This is a genomic window from Allobosea sp. Root670, assembly GCF_001429415.1.
Classification (GTDB): domain Bacteria; phylum Pseudomonadota; class Alphaproteobacteria; order Rhizobiales; family Beijerinckiaceae; genus Allobosea; species Allobosea robiniae.
In genome coordinates this window covers 504,016-518,033 of the sequence record NZ_LMJU01000015.1, presented here as the reverse complement: position 1 = coordinate 518,033, position 14,018 = coordinate 504,016, and the positions used below count along the sequence as shown (strand labels likewise).

Below are 14,018 nucleotides of genomic sequence, written 5' to 3'. Positions count from 1 at the left end.
CCCATCTCGTAAACTCGAAATTAACCATAGGCACAGTACGTTTCACCCATCTTCCTGATGGAGGAGGGCGAGTGCTCCCAGCATTGCCCCCAATGCTGCAGGCAACCACGCCGCGACGATCGGATTGACGATTCCCGACGATCCGAGTTCCTCCGACAGTTGTGTCGCCACATAGAGCACGAACCCCGCAGCGACGCCACCTATCACCAGTCTGGTCACACCACCAAACCTGAAAAATCTTAAGGAAACCGAAGCGGCCACGAGCACCATCGCGATCAGCAGCAGCGGACGCGCCATAAGCGACTGATAACGCAGCTCATAGGGGGTCGTGTCGAGACCGGCGCGCTGCGTCCGGTCGATCACGGCCGGCATCGACCAGAAGCCCACCGCGTCGGGTGGGGTGAAGCTCTGGCGCATCTGTTCCGGCTCCAGCGTGGTGGCGAGCACGTAGCTCTTATAGCTCTGTGGCTCTTCCGTGGCGGAGGTCGTGCGTGCGTCGGCGAGCTCCCAGTGCCCCGGGCGCAGCAGGGCCTGCCGGGCGTCGATTCGCTCCTTGAAGCTGCCGTTCGGATTGAAGATGAAGAACGCGACCTGCGACAATCCGTCCTCGTCGGGCAGGGCGCCCGCGGCGCGGATGATCGCCTGGCCGTCGACGCTGCGCTGCCGCAGCCAGATTTCCTTGGAGAGGGCGGATTTGCCTCCGGAGCGGACGAACAGGCGCGTCTCGAGCGCCGTGGCCTTGCGCTTCAGCTCGGCCGCTACGGGATTGTAGATCATGATCGAGATCAGCCCGAGGACCCCTGCGACCGCCGCGGCCGGCTGGAGGAATTGCCAGGCCGAGACGCCGACCGAGCGGGCGACGACGAGTTCGAGCTTCCGGCTCAGCGTCAGCAGCGCGAACATGCCGCCGAACAGCGCGGCGAAGGGGAAGATCTGCTCGGCGACGGCCGGAGCCCGGAACAGCGCGAGCTGGACGATGCGCGGCGTCGTCGCGATCGGGGAATCGCCGGCGCGGCGCATCAGCTCGACGAAATCGAGCGTCCCGATCAGAAAGAAGAACGTGCTGAAGACGCCGACGATGGCGCGCGCGAAGCGCCTGGTCAGATAGCGGCCGAAGGTCGTGAACAGCAGCATCAGGCGCGCCGGAAACGGGCCGCGAGATTGACCAGCGGCGTGGTGAGGGGAGCGACGAGACGGGCCAGTATCGGCTGGATCCGTGCGCCGTAGAAGATGAAGCCTGTCGCCAGGATGATGGCGAGGATTGGCAGGATGTAGAGCAGCGCGGCAGCAAAGGGCGAGCGCACGCTCGCGGTCCAGGCCGCATAGGCCGCGATGCGGGTCGCTCCGACGATCATGATCGCCGACTGGATCGCCAGCGCGCGGCCCTGGCGGGTGGTGCGCGCCTCGCCGATGGCGGCAAAGGCGATCAGCATGAAGGCGAGGGGATAGAGCGGCGACGAGAGCCGGTTGTGCAGCTCGGCCCGGAAGCGGCCTTCCTGGATCTTGTAATAGGCTTCGTTGGTGTCCTGCCGGAGCAGCTCCCAGGTCGAGCGCTCGCGCGGCTTGTAGATCACCTTGTCGCCGTCGCCCTCGCCGGGGCCGCCGCTGGCATCGCCTGTGAGCGCCGACAGGTTCAGGGCATAGCGCTCGAACGAGATGATCGAGGTCGTGCTGGTGTTCTTGGCCTCGCGCTGGATCGTGCCCTTTTCCAGCATCAGGAAGCTCTGGCCCTCGGCCTCGACCGTTCGGCCGCGCTCGGCGAGATAGATCGAGGGCTGCGACGGGTCGCGGCGATCCTGCATGAAGATGCCGACCAGCGAGTCGCCGGCCTTCTCGCGATAATGGAAGGTCACACCGGAATCGAGCGAGACGAACTGGCCTTCCTTGACCACGTTGGCGACGAAATCGGCGCGGATCAGCGTGATCAGGTCGCGCAGCATGCGGAAACTCGCCGGCATCACCGAGATCGTCATCCAGGCGACGATCAGCGAGGTCGCGATCGTCAGCACGATGAAGGGCCGCGTGATGCGCTGCGGCGCCACGCCGGCGGCGTTCATCACGATCAGCTCGGAATCGCCGTTGAGCCGGTTCAGCGTGTAGAGCGTCGACATGAACAGCGCGACCGGCGCGATGCCGGCGAGCAGGGCCGGCAGCGAAAGCAGCGTCACGGTCAGGAAGATCAGGACCGTCTGGCCCTTGCCGGTGATAAGATCGACCTCGCGCAGGGCCTGCGTGACCCAGATCACGCCGGTCAGGCCGAGCAGGAGCACGATCGCCGCCACCGCCGCGATCTTCAGGATGTAGCGATCGAGGCGGTTGAGAAGCACGCGTCGGTTCCGGAGAAGGAGAGCAAACGCCCTCCGAGGTGGTTCGTCGGACACACCCTATGGTATAGGCGCGACCATGGCGCAAACGGGAATCGTTTGCCGTCTGCCGTCAATTGTCCTTCCCCTGTCATTTTCGCAAGATTGTGAGCGGATCATGTCGCAGCGCCTGAAGCTCGAGATCAAAGCCCTGGATGCCGTCGAAGGGCAGGATCTGGTGATCCTCGTCTCGGACCGGCTTGCCGTCCCCGATGCGGCGCAGGAATGGGCGGGCGAGGGCGCGCAGGCGCTGCTGACCCGGGCCGCCGCCGCCGAGCGTTTCAAGGGCAAGGCCCTGGCCGGGCTGACACTGCCGTCGCCGGAGGGGGCTTCCTATGAGCGCCTGATCGTCGTCGGTGTCGGGCCTGAGGACGAGCGAGCCAAGCTGGATTTCGTCAAGCTGGGCGGTGTCATTGCCGGCCGGCTCGGCGCCGGCCGCAGCGCCGAGATCATTCTCACGCTGCCCGAAGGCGCGCTCGAGGCGAAGCAGGCCGCCGATATCGCGCTCGGCCTTCGGCTGCGGGCCTATGCCTTCGACCGCTACAAGACCAAGAGCAAGGACAAGGATGAGGCCGAGCCGCTGACGGTCACGCTGCGCGCCGCCGATCCCTCGCCGTTGAAAAAGGCTCTGAAGACGACTGACGCCATCGCTGCCGGCGTGATCCAGGCGCGCGACCTCGTCAACGAGCCGCCGAACGTTCTGTATCCCGAGGAATTCGCCGACCGGGCGGCCAAGCTCGAGAAGCTCGGCGTCGAGATCGAAATCCTCGACGAGAAGGCGCTGAAGAAGATCGGCATGCGCGCTCTGCTCGGCGTCGGCCAGGGCTCGCGCCGCGAAAGCCGCGTCGTCGTCATGCGCTGGAACGGTGCGAAGAAGGATGCGCAGCCGGTCGCCTTCGTCGGCAAGGGGGTGACCTTCGACACCGGCGGCATCTCGCTGAAGCCGGGCGCCGGCATGGAGGACATGAAGGGCGACATGGCGGGCGCGGCCTGTGTCGTCGGCCTGATGCAGGCGCTGGCCGGCCGCAAGGCCAAGGTCAACGCGATCGGCGTGATCGGCCTCGTCGAGAACATGCCTGACGGCAACGCCCAGCGCCCCGGTGATATCGTGACTTCGCTCTCCGGCCAGACCATCGAGATCATCAACACCGATGCGGAAGGCCGCCTCGTTCTGGCGGATGTGCTCTGGTACACGCAGGAGCGCTTCGAGCCGCGCTTCATGATCAATCTGGCGACGTTGACCGGCGCTATTCTCGTCGCACTGGCGCAGGAGAATGCCGGCCTGTTCAGCAACGACGACGAGCTCTCCGCCCGCCTGACGGCGGCCGGCATCGCCACGGGCGAGACGGTCTGGCGCATGCCGCTCGGCAAGGCCTACGACAAGATGATCGATTCGAAATTCGCCGACATGAAGAACTCGGCCGGTCGTTATGGCGGCTCGATCACCGCGGCGCAGTTCCTGCAGCGCCATGTCGACGATACGCCCTGGGCGCATCTCGACATCGCGGGAACCGGAATGGCCGCCGCGAATTCCGAGATCAACCGGTCGTGGGGGCCGGGCTGGGGCGTGCGCCTGCTCGACCGGCTGGTCGCCGACCATTACGAAGGCTGATTCGCTTTCTGCGAAAATGCCGGCAACCCTTTAGGATATAAGGCTTCGATGGCCGAGATCCTGTTCTTCCATCTGCAGTCCCGCCCGCTGGAGCAGGTCCTGCCGACGATCCTCGACCGCGCCTTGTCGCGCGGCCAGAAGGTTGTCGTCGAGGTCGGCGGCCAGGAGCGGCTGAGCGTGCTCGACGACCACCTCTGGACCTATGCTGATGAAAGCTTCCTGCCGCATGTCACGGCACTGGAGGTCGATGCGGCGAGCAATCCGATCGTGCTGACGACGCAGGCGCATAACCCGAATGCCGCTCAGGTCCGGGTCTGCGCCGACGGGGTCCGCATTCCCGACGCAATGCAGGACTACGAGCGCGTCGTCCTGATATTCGATGGTGACGATCCCGAGGCGCTTGCTGCCGCCCGCGAGGATTGGAAGAAGGCCAGGGCCTCGGGCCATGCCGCCAGCTACTGGCAGCAGGACGACGCCGGCCGTTGGGAGAAGAAAGCGTGAGACTGCCTGTTCTGTTGCTCTGCACCGCCGCCCTTGCCGGCTGCTCGGTCGATATGGGCGGTTTCGCCTTCCAGTCGGAGACGAAGGGCGGCGTCACCACCACGACGACGACCTCCGGCAGCGCCGGCATCTCGACGCAGGAACCGGTCCTGACGCCGGAAGGCGAATGCAGCGTCGGCGCCTCGCTCGATCCCTCGACCCGGCCGCTGCCGAAGGAGATCGCGCCCGGCATCACCGAATGCGAACTGGTGAAGCTGAAGGGCGGGCGCCCGACCGACGTACTGGTCGGCGAGAGCGGCAAGGGCCAGCGCGAGGTCCAGGTGCTCTATTCCGAGCCCGGCGGCCGCGAGATCTACATGTTCACCGACAATCGCCTGAGCCGGATCGTCAAGCCCGGGCAGGGTGATCCGGGGGCGGTCGCGTCTTCGCGCTAGCGGCTTTGGCGCCGGGCTCGGTGGGCCATCAGCGACCTGAAAAGCGGGGCGCAGCAGAGCGCGACGATCGCGCCAGTGACCGACCAGCCGATCGCGCCGCCGCCGAGAAGCTCCTGGCCGAGATACGCGCCACCGAAACATCCGGCCAGAGCCAATGGGATTTGCCAGAGGATCGTCGTGACGGACATCGGGCTTCTCCGGACAGGCGCCTGTTCTATCGCGAGCCGTTATATTGCGGGATGCGGTTCTTGCTCCCGAAAATCAGCCCTTGCGGGTCTCGATTCACATTGCGCAGCGTACGGTCGAAGCCGGAGAGGGCGCGGCTGCCGTCCGAGGTGAGTGTTTCGACCTTCTGCAGCCCGCTTCCCGTGAACTGGATGATCTTCGCCGCCACCGCCGCCGAGCTCCGATCCAGATTGTCGGCGAGCGTGCGCAGGGATTTCGCCGCCTCGGCAACGTCTTCGAAGACGCTTCCCCCGTTTTCTCTCCCGGCACCAGTCAAGAAGGCTTGCGCGCCTTTCAGCACGCCATCGACCTGATCGGCGGCCCTGTTGAGCTTTTCGCTCATCGAGGCGACGCTCCGCGCCGTCTTGCCGATGTCGGGAGCGGCGGCGCTCAGTTTCGTGGCAAGGCGATCGGCATCGTCGATGGCTGAAGCGATCCGATTTGTGTCGGCAGATCGCAGATTCTCGATGAAGCCCTCACTGAAAGTTTTCAGTTTATCGGGAAGCGGTGCGATGAAATCGGCAACCGAGCTGACGCTCGTCATGAATTCCGCCACTTTTGGAGAGCTGCCATCGAGCGTGGCGGACAGGTTCTCCAGGTATTTGATCTTTTCGTTTACCGGCCCTGCATTGGCCTGGATTGCCGCATCGATACCGACGAGGGATTCGTCGATGCCCTTCGCGATGGATCCGACCTTTTCGAAGATGCTCTCGGAGGATTCCGCGACGATCGTCGGAAGAGCCTGCCCCGGCCCGGCGATCAACGGAGCAGCGGCGGGGCTGCCTCCGCGAAGCTGCACGGCGACGATGCCGGCCAGGCCCTGGCCTTCGAGGCGGGCGATCGTATCGACGCGCAGCGGAGCGGACTGGCTGATCTTCAGGATGGCGTAGATCTGGCGCGGATCACTCGGCTCGATCTCGAGTTCCTTGACCTCGCCGATGCGCAGGCCGTTGAACAGCACGCTGGAGCCACGGCCGAGGCCGGAGACCTTGCCGTTGAAGACCACCTTGACGTCGATGGTGTCGCCTTGCCCCCGGCTGAACCAATAACCGAGCCCGAACAGCACAGCGAGCACGACCAGCGTAGCCAGACCGATCAGCGCATGAGCTGCTCGCGATTTCATCGGCGGAATTGTCTTTCATTGCCAAGTGGAGTGGCCATCCGAGTCGACAGCATAGTCTACTGTCGCGACGGCCACGAGGCGATCGGGCGACCCATCCGCTTGTTTTCGCCCAATCTGCAACGCATCATCGCGGCATGGCGAAATATCTCATCTCCTTTCCGAGCGAGGCGATGGTGCTCACGGACGAGGAGCTGAACGCCGCCTCCGTCGACTCCCATGCGGTGATCGAGGAGGCCAAGGCGGCCGGCGTCTATGTCTTCGGCGGCGGGATCAACGAGCCGGTCGCCCCCGTGCTCGTCTCCGCCGATGGATCGGTGTCCGGGGAGATTTATCCGGGCAGCCGCCTCAATGGCGGCTTCGCGGTGCTGGAGCTGCCGACGCGCGAAGAGGCGGTGAAATGGGCGGCGAAGCTCGCGCGGGCCTGTCGCTGCGCGCAGGAACTGCGCGAGTTCATGTATGATCCGGCCAGCTAGGATGGCCATTGCCAGCTTCCGCCGAGCACGCCATTCGCCGGCGATAGCGGCCATCGGAGATCACCGCCCATGATCAGATTTGCCACCGTTGCGGCGTTGGTCGCGGTCGCCTTTGGGGCTGCCGATGACGCGTTCGCGGCAGGTTCGTGCCGGCCGACGCGAGACGGCAAGGACCGCATGGAAAGGTCCGGCGGCTGCCCGAGCGGCTATGTCGTGCGCGGCGCCTGCTGCGAATCCGTCCGGCCGATCTCGCAGCCCACCGGCCCGCATACCTGCCCGCCCGGCACCATGCTGAGGCTCGGCGCTTGCGTCCCGCGCCCGTAGGTCACCGGCCGCGGCTGCGCCGCATTCCGAAGACCTGAGGCCTCAGGCGCTCTCCAGCTCTTCGCCGAGCAGCAGCCATTCCTCCTCGGCCGCGGCCAGCGCCTCCGACAGCTCCGCCCGCTGGCGCGAAATCTGGATCGCCTTGTCGGGATCGCGGGCAAAGGCGCCGTTGGCGAGCGCGGCATCGACCTTCTCGATCAGTCCGGTCAGCTTGGCGATGCGCGCCTCGGCGAGGTTGAGCTTCTGCCTGAGCGGCCCCTGCGCGGCCCGCTTCGTCGCCGCTTCCTTGCGCTCGTCGGCCTTGGGCTTGGCAGTCGCATCCGGCGCCGGCTTGCCGCGCTTCTCGGCCTTGGCGGCGCCCAGCACGTAAGTGCGGTAATCGTCCATGTCGCCGTCGAAATTCTTCACCGTCCCGCCACCGACGAGCCAGAGCCGGTCGGCGCAGGCCTCGATCAGGAAGCGGTCGTGGCTGACGAGGATGACGGCACCGGGATAGTCGTTGATCGCGGTGACCAGCGCCGTGCGGCTGTCGATGTCGAGATGGTTGGTCGGCTCGTCGAGGATCAGAAGATGCGGCCCGTGGAAGGTCGCGAGCCCCAGCATCAGGCGCGCCTTCTCGCCGCCGGAGAGCAGCTTCACCGGCGTATCGGCCTTGTTCGCGGGGAAGCCGATCTGCGCCGCCTTGGAACGGACCTTGGCCTCCGGTGCATCCGGCATCAGGTCGCGCAGATGGCCGACCGGTGTATCCTCGATGCGGAGCTCGTCGAGCTGGTGCTGGGCGAAATAGGCCGTTTCCAGCTTGCTCGACTTCTTCATCTCGCCGGACATGGCGTCGAGCCTGCCGCCGATCAGCTTGCAGAAGGTCGATTTGCCGTTGCCGTTCGAGCCGAGCAGCGCGATGCGGTCGTCGGGGGCGAGCGAGAGGTTGAGGCGGGACAAGACCTTGCGCTCGCCATAGCCGGCGGCGGCATCCTCAAGCACGATCATCGGCGGCGAGAGCGGCTTTTCCGGACCGGGGAAGGAGAAGGGCTGCACGTCGCGGTCGACGATCGCGGCGATGGTCTGCATCTTCTCCAGCCGCTTGACGCGCGACTGCGCCTGCCGGGCCTTGGTCGCCTTGGCCTTGAAGCGGTCGACGAAGGACTGGAGATGCTTGCGCTCGGCGTCCTGCTTCTCCTTGGCGCGGGCGAGCTGCATCTGCTTCTCGGCGCGCTGCTTCTCGAAGGAGGAATAGCCGCCGCGATAGAGCGTCAGCTTGCCCTGGTCGAGATGCATGATGTGGTCGACCGAGGTGTCCAGCAGTTCGCGATCGTGGCTGATGACGATCACGGTATGCGGATAGCGCTCCAGATAGTCGTAGAGCCAGAGCGTGCCTTCGAGGTCGAGATAGTTGGTGGGTTCGTCGAGCAGCAGCAGGTCGGGCTCGGAGAACAGCACGGCGGCGAGCGCGACGCGCATGCGCCAGCCGCCCGAGAAATCGGAGCAGGGGCGCTGCTGCGCCTCCTCGTCGAAGCCGAGCCCGTGCAGCACCATCGCCGCGCGGGCCGGGGCCGAGTGCGCGCCGATATCGGCAAGCCGCGTGCCGATCTCGGCGATGCGGTGCGGATCGGTCGCGGTCTCCGCTTCCGTCATCAGGGCCGAGCGCTCGGTATCGGCGGCGAGCACGACCTCGATCAGCGTCTCCGGGCCGCCCGGCGCCTCCTGCGCGACGCCGCCGATGCGCCGGCCCCGCGGCAGGCTGATCGTGCCGCTCTCGGTGCCGAGATCGCCGGTGATGATCTTGAACAGCGTGGTCTTGCCGGTGCCGTTGCGGCCGACGAAGCCGACGCGCGCGCCATCCGGGATGGCGGCACCGGTATGGTCGAGCAGCAGGCGTTCGCCGAGGCGGTAGGTGATGTCGTTGATCGTGAGCATGGCGCGCCCGTTTAGGCTTGCCGCGCTCGAAAAGGCAATCGAAAGCCGGAACAAGCGGCCGCTGTCACCGTTTCGTCAAAATCTCGCCTTGGGGCCGCCCGCACCGGGCATCACCCAAGGGAAACCGGGTCAACCGCGATTCGCCGAGGCTATCTTCATGGATACCCGCCTGTCCTACGCCAGCTCCCGCCGTGCCTCCGCTACGGCCTCGCTCATGGTCATCGTCTCGATCATCATCGGCAGCGCCGCCGCGCTCGCCGCGTTGGTGCCGTTGTCCTGAGAAGCCTTTTGGACATGTGAGCCCTCATCCTGAGGAGCCGCGAAGCGGCGTCTCGAAGGATGGTCCAGAGATCTCCCGAGCCTCCTGAAGCATCCTTCGAGACGCAGCCTTCGGCTGCTCCTCAGGGTGAGGGCTGAGACCGCATCAGGCCGCCAAGCCCCTGAGAAGACTTGTCGTCCTCCGGTCCAGCCGCTAACGCTGGTCGTATGGCACGCATCGCTTTCTACACCGGCTCCTTCGATCCCGTGACCAACGGCCATGCCGACGTCATCGCGGCGGCTGCCGGCCTCTGCGACAGGCTCGTCCTGGCGATCGGGGTCCACCCCGGCAAGACGCCGCTGCTCTCAGTCGATATCCGCGCCGAATTGTTGCGCGCCGTCGCCGGGCCGTTGCTGGCAGCCAAAGGCGCTTCGCTCGACGTGGTGACCTTCGACGATCTCGCCGTCGACGCGGCGCGCCGGGCCGGGGCCTCGCTCATCATCCGCGGCCTGCGCGACGGCAGCGACCTCGACTACGAGATGCAGATGGCGGGGATGAACGGCACCATGGCGCCGGACGTGCAGACCGTGTTCCTGCCGGCCTCGCCCGACGTGCGCTACATTACCGCGACGCTGGTGCGCCAGATCGCGGCGATGGGCGGCGATGTCTCGCCCTTCGTGCCGGCGCCAGTGCTGGCCGCGCTGAAGGCGCGCTTCGCCAAGAGCTGACGGCACGATCTTCGGCGAAAGGCACATAACTTCGCCATCTTCCGCCGCTTCCTGCTGATTTTGGTTTGCAATTTGTCGAGAGCGATGGTGTCTCTCAGATGAAGCGACTCGTCGTGCAGTGCCCTGCACGACGCCCTCCGACAGGTTTCCCGATGCGTCTTTCCCGCTATTTCCTGCCCCTCCTGCGCGACACGCCCAAGGAGGCCGAGATCGTCTCGCACCGGCTGATGCTGCGTGCCGGCATGATCCGTCAGCAGTCGGCGGGCATCTATTCCTGGCTGCCGCTGGGCCTGCGCGTGCTGAACAAGATCAGCAACGTCGTTCGCGAGGAGCAGAATCGCTCGGGCGCCATCGAGATCCTGATGCCGACCATCCAGTCGGCCGATCTCTGGCGCGAGAGCGGGCGCTACGAGGCCTATGGCAAGGAGATGCTGCGCATCAAGGACCGGCATGATCGCGACATGCTGTACGGGCCGACCAACGAGGAGATGGTCACCGAGATCGTCCGCTCCTACGTCAAGTCCTACAAGGACCTGCCGCTCAATCTCTATCACATCCAGTGGAAGTTCCGCGACGAGGTCCGTCCGCGCTTCGGCGTGATGCGCGGCCGCGAGTTCCTGATGAAGGACGCCTATTCCTTCGATCTCGACAAGGATGCGGCGCGCCACGCCTATAACCGCATGTTCACCGCCTATCTGCGTACCTTCACGCGGCTCGGCCTGAAGGCGATCCCGATGAAGGCCGATACCGGCCCGATCGGCGGCGATCTCAGCCATGAATTCATCGTGCTCGCCTCGACCGGCGAGAGCGAGGTCTTCTGCCACAGCGACTACCTGAACTTCGAGACGCCGACCGCCGACACCGATTTCGACGATGTCGCCGGCCTGCAGGGCGTCTTCGACAAGTGGACGAGCCTCTACGCCGCGACCGAGGAAATGCATGACAAGGCCGCCTTCGAGGCGGTTCCGGAAGACAAGCGCGTCTCGGCGCGCGGCATCGAAGTCGGCCATATCTTCTATTTCGGCACGAAATATTCCGAGCCGATGGGCGCGACCGTTGCCGGGCCGGACGGCCAGCCCGTGCTGCTGCATGGCGGCTCCTACGGGATCGGCCCGAGCCGCCTCGTCGCCGCGCTGATCGAGGCCGGGCATGACGATGCCGGTATCGTCTGGCCGGAGGAGATCGCGCCCTTCGACATCGCGGTCATCAACCTCAAGGTCGGCGACGCCGCGACGGACGGTGCGGCCGAGCGCATCTACAAGGACCTGCTGGCCAAGGGCTACGACGCCGTGCTCGACGACACCGACGACCGGCCGGGTGCCAAATTCGCCACAGCCGACCTGATCGGCGTGCCCTGGCAGATCATCGTCGGCCCGAAGGGGCTGGCCGAGGGCAAGGTCGAGATCAAGCGCCGCGCTGGCGGCGAGCGTGAGCTCGTCTCGCTGGAAGCCGCGCTCGACCGCTTCAAGGGCAGGGCGGCGTGACGGCGGACACCGTCATGAAGACGCACCTGATGGGAGCTGCCGCATGAGCGCCGTCGCCGACAGCGCCGAGGTTCCGACCGGGACAAAGCCTTTCGCCGGATTCGAATGGCTGCTCGCCGGGCGCTATCTGCGCACGCGCCGCCGCGAGGGCTTCGTCTCGGTCATTGCCGGCTTTTCCTTCCTCGGCATCCTGCTCGGCGTCGCGACGCTGATCATCGTGATGTCGGTGATGAACGGCTTCCGGATCGAGCTGCTCAGCAAGATCGTCGGCGTGAACGGCCATATCTTCGCGACGCCGATCGACCGCCCGCTCGACGATTACGACAGCGTCGCGGCCAGGCTCGCCAAGATCCCCGGCATCAAGCTCGCGATTCCGCTGGTCGAGGGCCAGGCGCTCGCCTCCTCGCAGACGGGTAACAACGGCGTGCTGGTGCGCGGCATACGCGAGAGCGACATCAAGGCGATTCCCTTCATCGGCGGCAATATCAAGTCCGGTACGCTCGACGGCTTCGACGGTGGCACGCCCGGCGTCGCCATCGGCCGGCGCCTCGCCAATGCGCTGGGCATCCAGGCCGGCGACATGATGACCCTGGTTTCCCCGCAGGGCGCCTCGACGCCCTTCGGTACGGCCCCGCGCATCAAGGCCTATCCGGTCAAGGCGATCTTCGAGATCGGCATGACCGAGTTCGACGGCACCTTCGTCTACATGCCGCTCAACGAGGCGCAGGCCTATTTCAACCGCGACGGCGACGTGAACGTCATCGAGATCTTCGTCGACAACCCCGACCGGACCCAGGCCGTCCGCGACGCGATCGAGGCCGATGCGCCGCGCCCGCTCGTGCTCTCCGACTGGCGCCAGCGCAATCGCAGCTTCTTCAATGCGCTCGAAGTCGAGCGGAACGTGATGTTCATCATCCTGACGCTGATCGTGCTGGTCGCGGCGCTGAACATCGTCTCCGGCCTGATCATGCTGGTGAAGGACAAGACCGCCGATATCGCGATCATGCGCACCATGGGCTGCACGCGCGGCACGGTGCTGCGCGTCTTCCTGATCACCGGGGCGACGATCGGCGTCGTCGGTACGCTGGCGGGCTTAGGTCTCGGCATCGTCTTCGCCAAGAACATCAAGTCGATCATGGCCGGGCTGAACTGGATCACCGGGGCCAATCTCTGGGACCCGACGGTGCGCTTCCTCAGCGACATCCCCTCGGTCATAGACTGGAGCGAGGTGACGAGCGTCGTGCTGATGGCGCTGACCCTGTCGCTGCTGGCGACGCTCTATCCGGCCTGGAAGGCTGCCCGGCTTGACCCCGTCGAAGCGCTGAGGATGGGCTAAAGCGATGGCACAGGAAATGCCCGCGCTCTTCCTCTCCCAGGTCGAGCGCTATTATCCGCAGAGCGATGCGCCGCTCGAAGTGCTGCGCAAGGCCGATTTCGCGCTCTGGCCGGGCGAGGTCGTCGCGCTGGTCGCGCCGAGCGGCACCGGCAAGTCGACGCTGCTGCATGTCGCCGGCCTCTTGGAGAAGCCCGATGCCGGCGAGGTCTTCGTCGGCGGGCTCGCCACCACCAAGCTCGACGACAAGGGCCGCACGCGGCTGCGCCGCACCGAGATCGGCTTCGTCTACCAGTTCCACCATCTCCTGCCCGAGTTCACGGCGCTGGAGAATGTCGTGCTGCCGCAGCGCATCCGCGGATTGGCGCGCGGCCTGGCCGAGGAGCGGGCGACCGAATTGCTGACCTTCCTGGGGCTCGGCGAGCGCCTCGACCATCTGCCGGGCGAGCTGTCGGGCGGCGAGCAGCAGCGTGTCGCGATCGGCCGCGCCGTTGCCAACGGGCCGCGCCTGCTGCTGGCGGACGAGCCCACGGGCAATCTCGACCCGCAGACCGCGCAGCATGTCTTCGGCACGCTGATGGCGCTGGCGCGGGCCTCGGGGCTGGCGGCGCTGATCGCGACGCATAACCTCGAGCTTGCCCGCCAGATGGATCGGCAGGTCACGATCCGCGATGGGCTGGTCGTCAAGCTGTAGGCGACTCGAAACGCTCAGCCAGTCGTTGGTCCCAGGTTCACGCCCGCGGCCCGCCCCGGAATGACAAGAGTTGCCCTGGCAGGAACGATCCAGCGATCGTCATGCTCGTCCTTGCGGCGAGCATCGACGTCTTGAACGCGACCTCGACCAGCGAAGACATCGACGGTCGGGGCAAGCCCGACCGTGACGGGTGTGACATTCGCAGGGCAGTGAAGATGAAGGCCAGCCCCATGCCGGATTCGGTCCCTCGGTAGGGTTTCATTAACCTCCGCGTCGAGATCGACCCGCCAGTTTCCCTATCGACATTGACGAGAACAAATCATGAACTAAACTGAACCAACCAAGAACACAGGAGGTTCTCATGACTGCAGCGCGTAAACTCGCCGCCGGCCTTGCCGAGATCGCCTCGCTCGGCGTCTTCCTCGGCATGATCTGGCTCTGGGCTGCGATCCTCTCCGGCCCGCATGTCTGAGCACGGCAGGAGCCATCCACAGACGGGCCCGCAAGGTCTCGACGCAGGCCCCACCCAGAACGCATAAGAGGCGCATAGG

The 14,018-nt window shown here is 65.9% G+C and carries 15 protein-coding genes; 10 read left to right on the top strand and 5 right to left on the bottom strand.

The features are described from left to right. Nucleotides 1-42 precede the first annotated feature (42 nt). On the bottom strand, nucleotides 43-1,134 hold the full coding sequence (gene lptG / locus ASE61_RS14885; protein ID WP_061968103.1) for an LPS export ABC transporter permease LptG: 1,092 nt from the start codon (nucleotides 1,132-1,134) through the stop codon (nucleotides 43-45). Beyond that, nucleotides 1,134-2,327 (bottom strand): LPS export ABC transporter permease LptF, encoded by a 1,194-nt coding sequence (gene lptF / locus ASE61_RS14880; RefSeq protein WP_061968101.1) that lies wholly within the window; start codon nucleotides 2,325-2,327, stop codon nucleotides 1,134-1,136. The genes lptG and lptF overlap by 1 nt, the downstream gene beginning before the upstream one ends. A 154-nt stretch (nucleotides 2,328-2,481) precedes the next feature. Between lptF and ASE61_RS14875 the strand changes: the two genes are divergently transcribed. From ASE61_RS14875 to ASE61_RS26005, 3 genes are read left to right on the top strand one after another with little or no spacing between them, the layout of a single operon-like run. Beyond that, nucleotides 2,482-3,975, top strand: coding sequence for a leucyl aminopeptidase (locus ASE61_RS14875; RefSeq protein WP_061968099.1), 1,494 nt, complete (start codon nucleotides 2,482-2,484; stop codon nucleotides 3,973-3,975). A gap of 48 nt (nucleotides 3,976-4,023) precedes the next feature. Continuing rightward, nucleotides 4,024-4,476, top strand: a complete 453-nt coding sequence (locus ASE61_RS14870) for a DNA polymerase III subunit chi (RefSeq protein WP_061968097.1) — start codon at nucleotides 4,024-4,026, stop codon at nucleotides 4,474-4,476. After that, the gene (locus ASE61_RS26005; protein ID WP_091859094.1) at nucleotides 4,473-4,910 is read left to right on the top strand and encodes a hypothetical protein; all 438 of its coding nucleotides are present in this window, start codon (nucleotides 4,473-4,475) and stop codon (nucleotides 4,908-4,910) included. Before ASE61_RS14870 ends, ASE61_RS26005 begins: the two co-directional genes overlap by 4 nt. On the opposite strand, the gene ASE61_RS14860 is transcribed toward ASE61_RS26005, so the two are convergent. Further along, on the bottom strand, nucleotides 4,907-5,098 hold the full coding sequence (locus ASE61_RS14860; protein WP_061968095.1) for a hypothetical protein: 192 nt from the start codon (nucleotides 5,096-5,098) through the stop codon (nucleotides 4,907-4,909). The two genes, ASE61_RS26005 and ASE61_RS14860, sit on opposite strands and share 4 nt — an antisense overlap. A 26-nt stretch (nucleotides 5,099-5,124) precedes the next feature. Continuing rightward, nucleotides 5,125-6,210: an MlaD family protein gene (locus ASE61_RS14855; protein WP_162260102.1), complete on the bottom strand. Its 1,086-nt coding sequence runs from the start codon at nucleotides 6,208-6,210 to the stop codon at nucleotides 5,125-5,127. Between the two features lie 182 nt (nucleotides 6,211-6,392). On the opposite strand from ASE61_RS14855, the gene ASE61_RS14850 reads away from it, so the two are divergent. Next, nucleotides 6,393-6,731: a YciI family protein gene (locus ASE61_RS14850; RefSeq protein WP_061968091.1), complete on the top strand. Its 339-nt coding sequence runs from the start codon at nucleotides 6,393-6,395 to the stop codon at nucleotides 6,729-6,731. 69 nt (nucleotides 6,732-6,800) lie between these two features. Next, nucleotides 6,801-7,055 carry a hypothetical protein gene (locus tag ASE61_RS14845; protein WP_061968089.1) on the top strand — a complete coding sequence of 85 codons (255 nt, stop codon included), beginning with the start codon at nucleotides 6,801-6,803 and terminating at the stop codon, nucleotides 7,053-7,055. Nucleotides 7,056-7,097: 42 nt separating this feature from the next. Here the strand turns inward: ASE61_RS14845 and ASE61_RS14840 are convergent, their stop codons facing one another. Next, nucleotides 7,098-8,969, bottom strand: coding sequence for an ABC-F family ATP-binding cassette domain-containing protein (locus ASE61_RS14840; protein WP_061968088.1), 1,872 nt, complete (start codon nucleotides 8,967-8,969; stop codon nucleotides 7,098-7,100). On the opposite strand from ASE61_RS14840, the gene ASE61_RS14835 reads away from it, so the two are divergent. The 5 genes from ASE61_RS14835 to ASE61_RS14815 all read left to right on the top strand — a co-directional run bounded on the left by ASE61_RS14835 (nucleotide 8,950) and on the right by ASE61_RS14815 (nucleotide 13,467). Next, nucleotides 8,950-9,249: a hypothetical protein gene (locus tag ASE61_RS14835; RefSeq protein WP_156407107.1), complete on the top strand. Its 300-nt coding sequence runs from the start codon at nucleotides 8,950-8,952 to the stop codon at nucleotides 9,247-9,249. The genes ASE61_RS14840 and ASE61_RS14835 overlap by 20 nt on opposite strands. A 206-nt stretch (nucleotides 9,250-9,455) precedes the next feature. Continuing rightward, nucleotides 9,456-9,956 (top strand): pantetheine-phosphate adenylyltransferase, encoded by a 501-nt coding sequence (gene coaD, locus ASE61_RS14830; RefSeq protein WP_061968084.1) that lies wholly within the window; start codon nucleotides 9,456-9,458, stop codon nucleotides 9,954-9,956. 152 nt (nucleotides 9,957-10,108) lie between these two features. After that, nucleotides 10,109-11,440 carry a proline--tRNA ligase gene (gene proS, locus ASE61_RS14825; protein WP_061968082.1) on the top strand — a complete coding sequence of 444 codons (1,332 nt, stop codon included), beginning with the start codon at nucleotides 10,109-10,111 and terminating at the stop codon, nucleotides 11,438-11,440. Nucleotides 11,441-11,483: 43 nt separating this feature from the next. Further along, nucleotides 11,484-12,776 carry a lipoprotein-releasing ABC transporter permease subunit gene (locus ASE61_RS14820; protein ID WP_061968081.1) on the top strand — a complete coding sequence of 431 codons (1,293 nt, stop codon included), beginning with the start codon at nucleotides 11,484-11,486 and terminating at the stop codon, nucleotides 12,774-12,776. A 4-nt stretch (nucleotides 12,777-12,780) separates the two neighbouring features. Further along, nucleotides 12,781-13,467 (top strand): ABC transporter ATP-binding protein, encoded by a 687-nt coding sequence (locus ASE61_RS14815; protein WP_061968079.1) that lies wholly within the window; start codon nucleotides 12,781-12,783, stop codon nucleotides 13,465-13,467. The last annotated feature ends 551 nt before the right edge of the window (nucleotides 13,468-14,018 follow it).

Excerpts from the sequence above, each read along its gene's own strand:
- lptG (WP_061968103.1), bottom strand. The coding sequence starts at position 1,134 with ATGCTGCTGTTCACGACCTTCGGCCGCTATCTGACCAGGCGCTTCGCG.
- ASE61_RS14875 (WP_061968099.1), top strand. The coding sequence starts at position 2,482 with ATGTCGCAGCGCCTGAAGCTCGAGATCAAAGCCCTGGATGCCGTCGAA.
- ASE61_RS14870 (WP_061968097.1), top strand. The coding sequence starts at position 4,024 with ATGGCCGAGATCCTGTTCTTCCATCTGCAGTCCCGCCCGCTGGAGCAG.
- ASE61_RS14860 (WP_061968095.1), bottom strand. The coding sequence starts at position 5,098 with ATGTCCGTCACGACGATCCTCTGGCAAATCCCATTGGCTCTGGCCGGA.
- ASE61_RS14850 (WP_061968091.1), top strand. The coding sequence starts at position 6,393 with ATGGCGAAATATCTCATCTCCTTTCCGAGCGAGGCGATGGTGCTCACG.
- ASE61_RS14845 (WP_061968089.1), top strand. The coding sequence starts at position 6,801 with ATGATCAGATTTGCCACCGTTGCGGCGTTGGTCGCGGTCGCCTTTGGG.
- ASE61_RS14835 (WP_156407107.1), top strand. The coding sequence starts at position 8,950 with ATGTCGTTGATCGTGAGCATGGCGCGCCCGTTTAGGCTTGCCGCGCTC.
- ASE61_RS14840 (WP_061968088.1), bottom strand. The coding sequence starts at position 8,969 with ATGCTCACGATCAACGACATCACCTACCGCCTCGGCGAACGCCTGCTG.
- coaD (WP_061968084.1), top strand. The coding sequence starts at position 9,456 with ATGGCACGCATCGCTTTCTACACCGGCTCCTTCGATCCCGTGACCAAC.
- proS (WP_061968082.1), top strand. The coding sequence starts at position 10,109 with ATGCGTCTTTCCCGCTATTTCCTGCCCCTCCTGCGCGACACGCCCAAG.
- ASE61_RS14820 (WP_061968081.1), top strand. The coding sequence starts at position 11,484 with ATGAGCGCCGTCGCCGACAGCGCCGAGGTTCCGACCGGGACAAAGCCT.
- ASE61_RS14815 (WP_061968079.1), top strand. The coding sequence starts at position 12,781 with ATGGCACAGGAAATGCCCGCGCTCTTCCTCTCCCAGGTCGAGCGCTAT.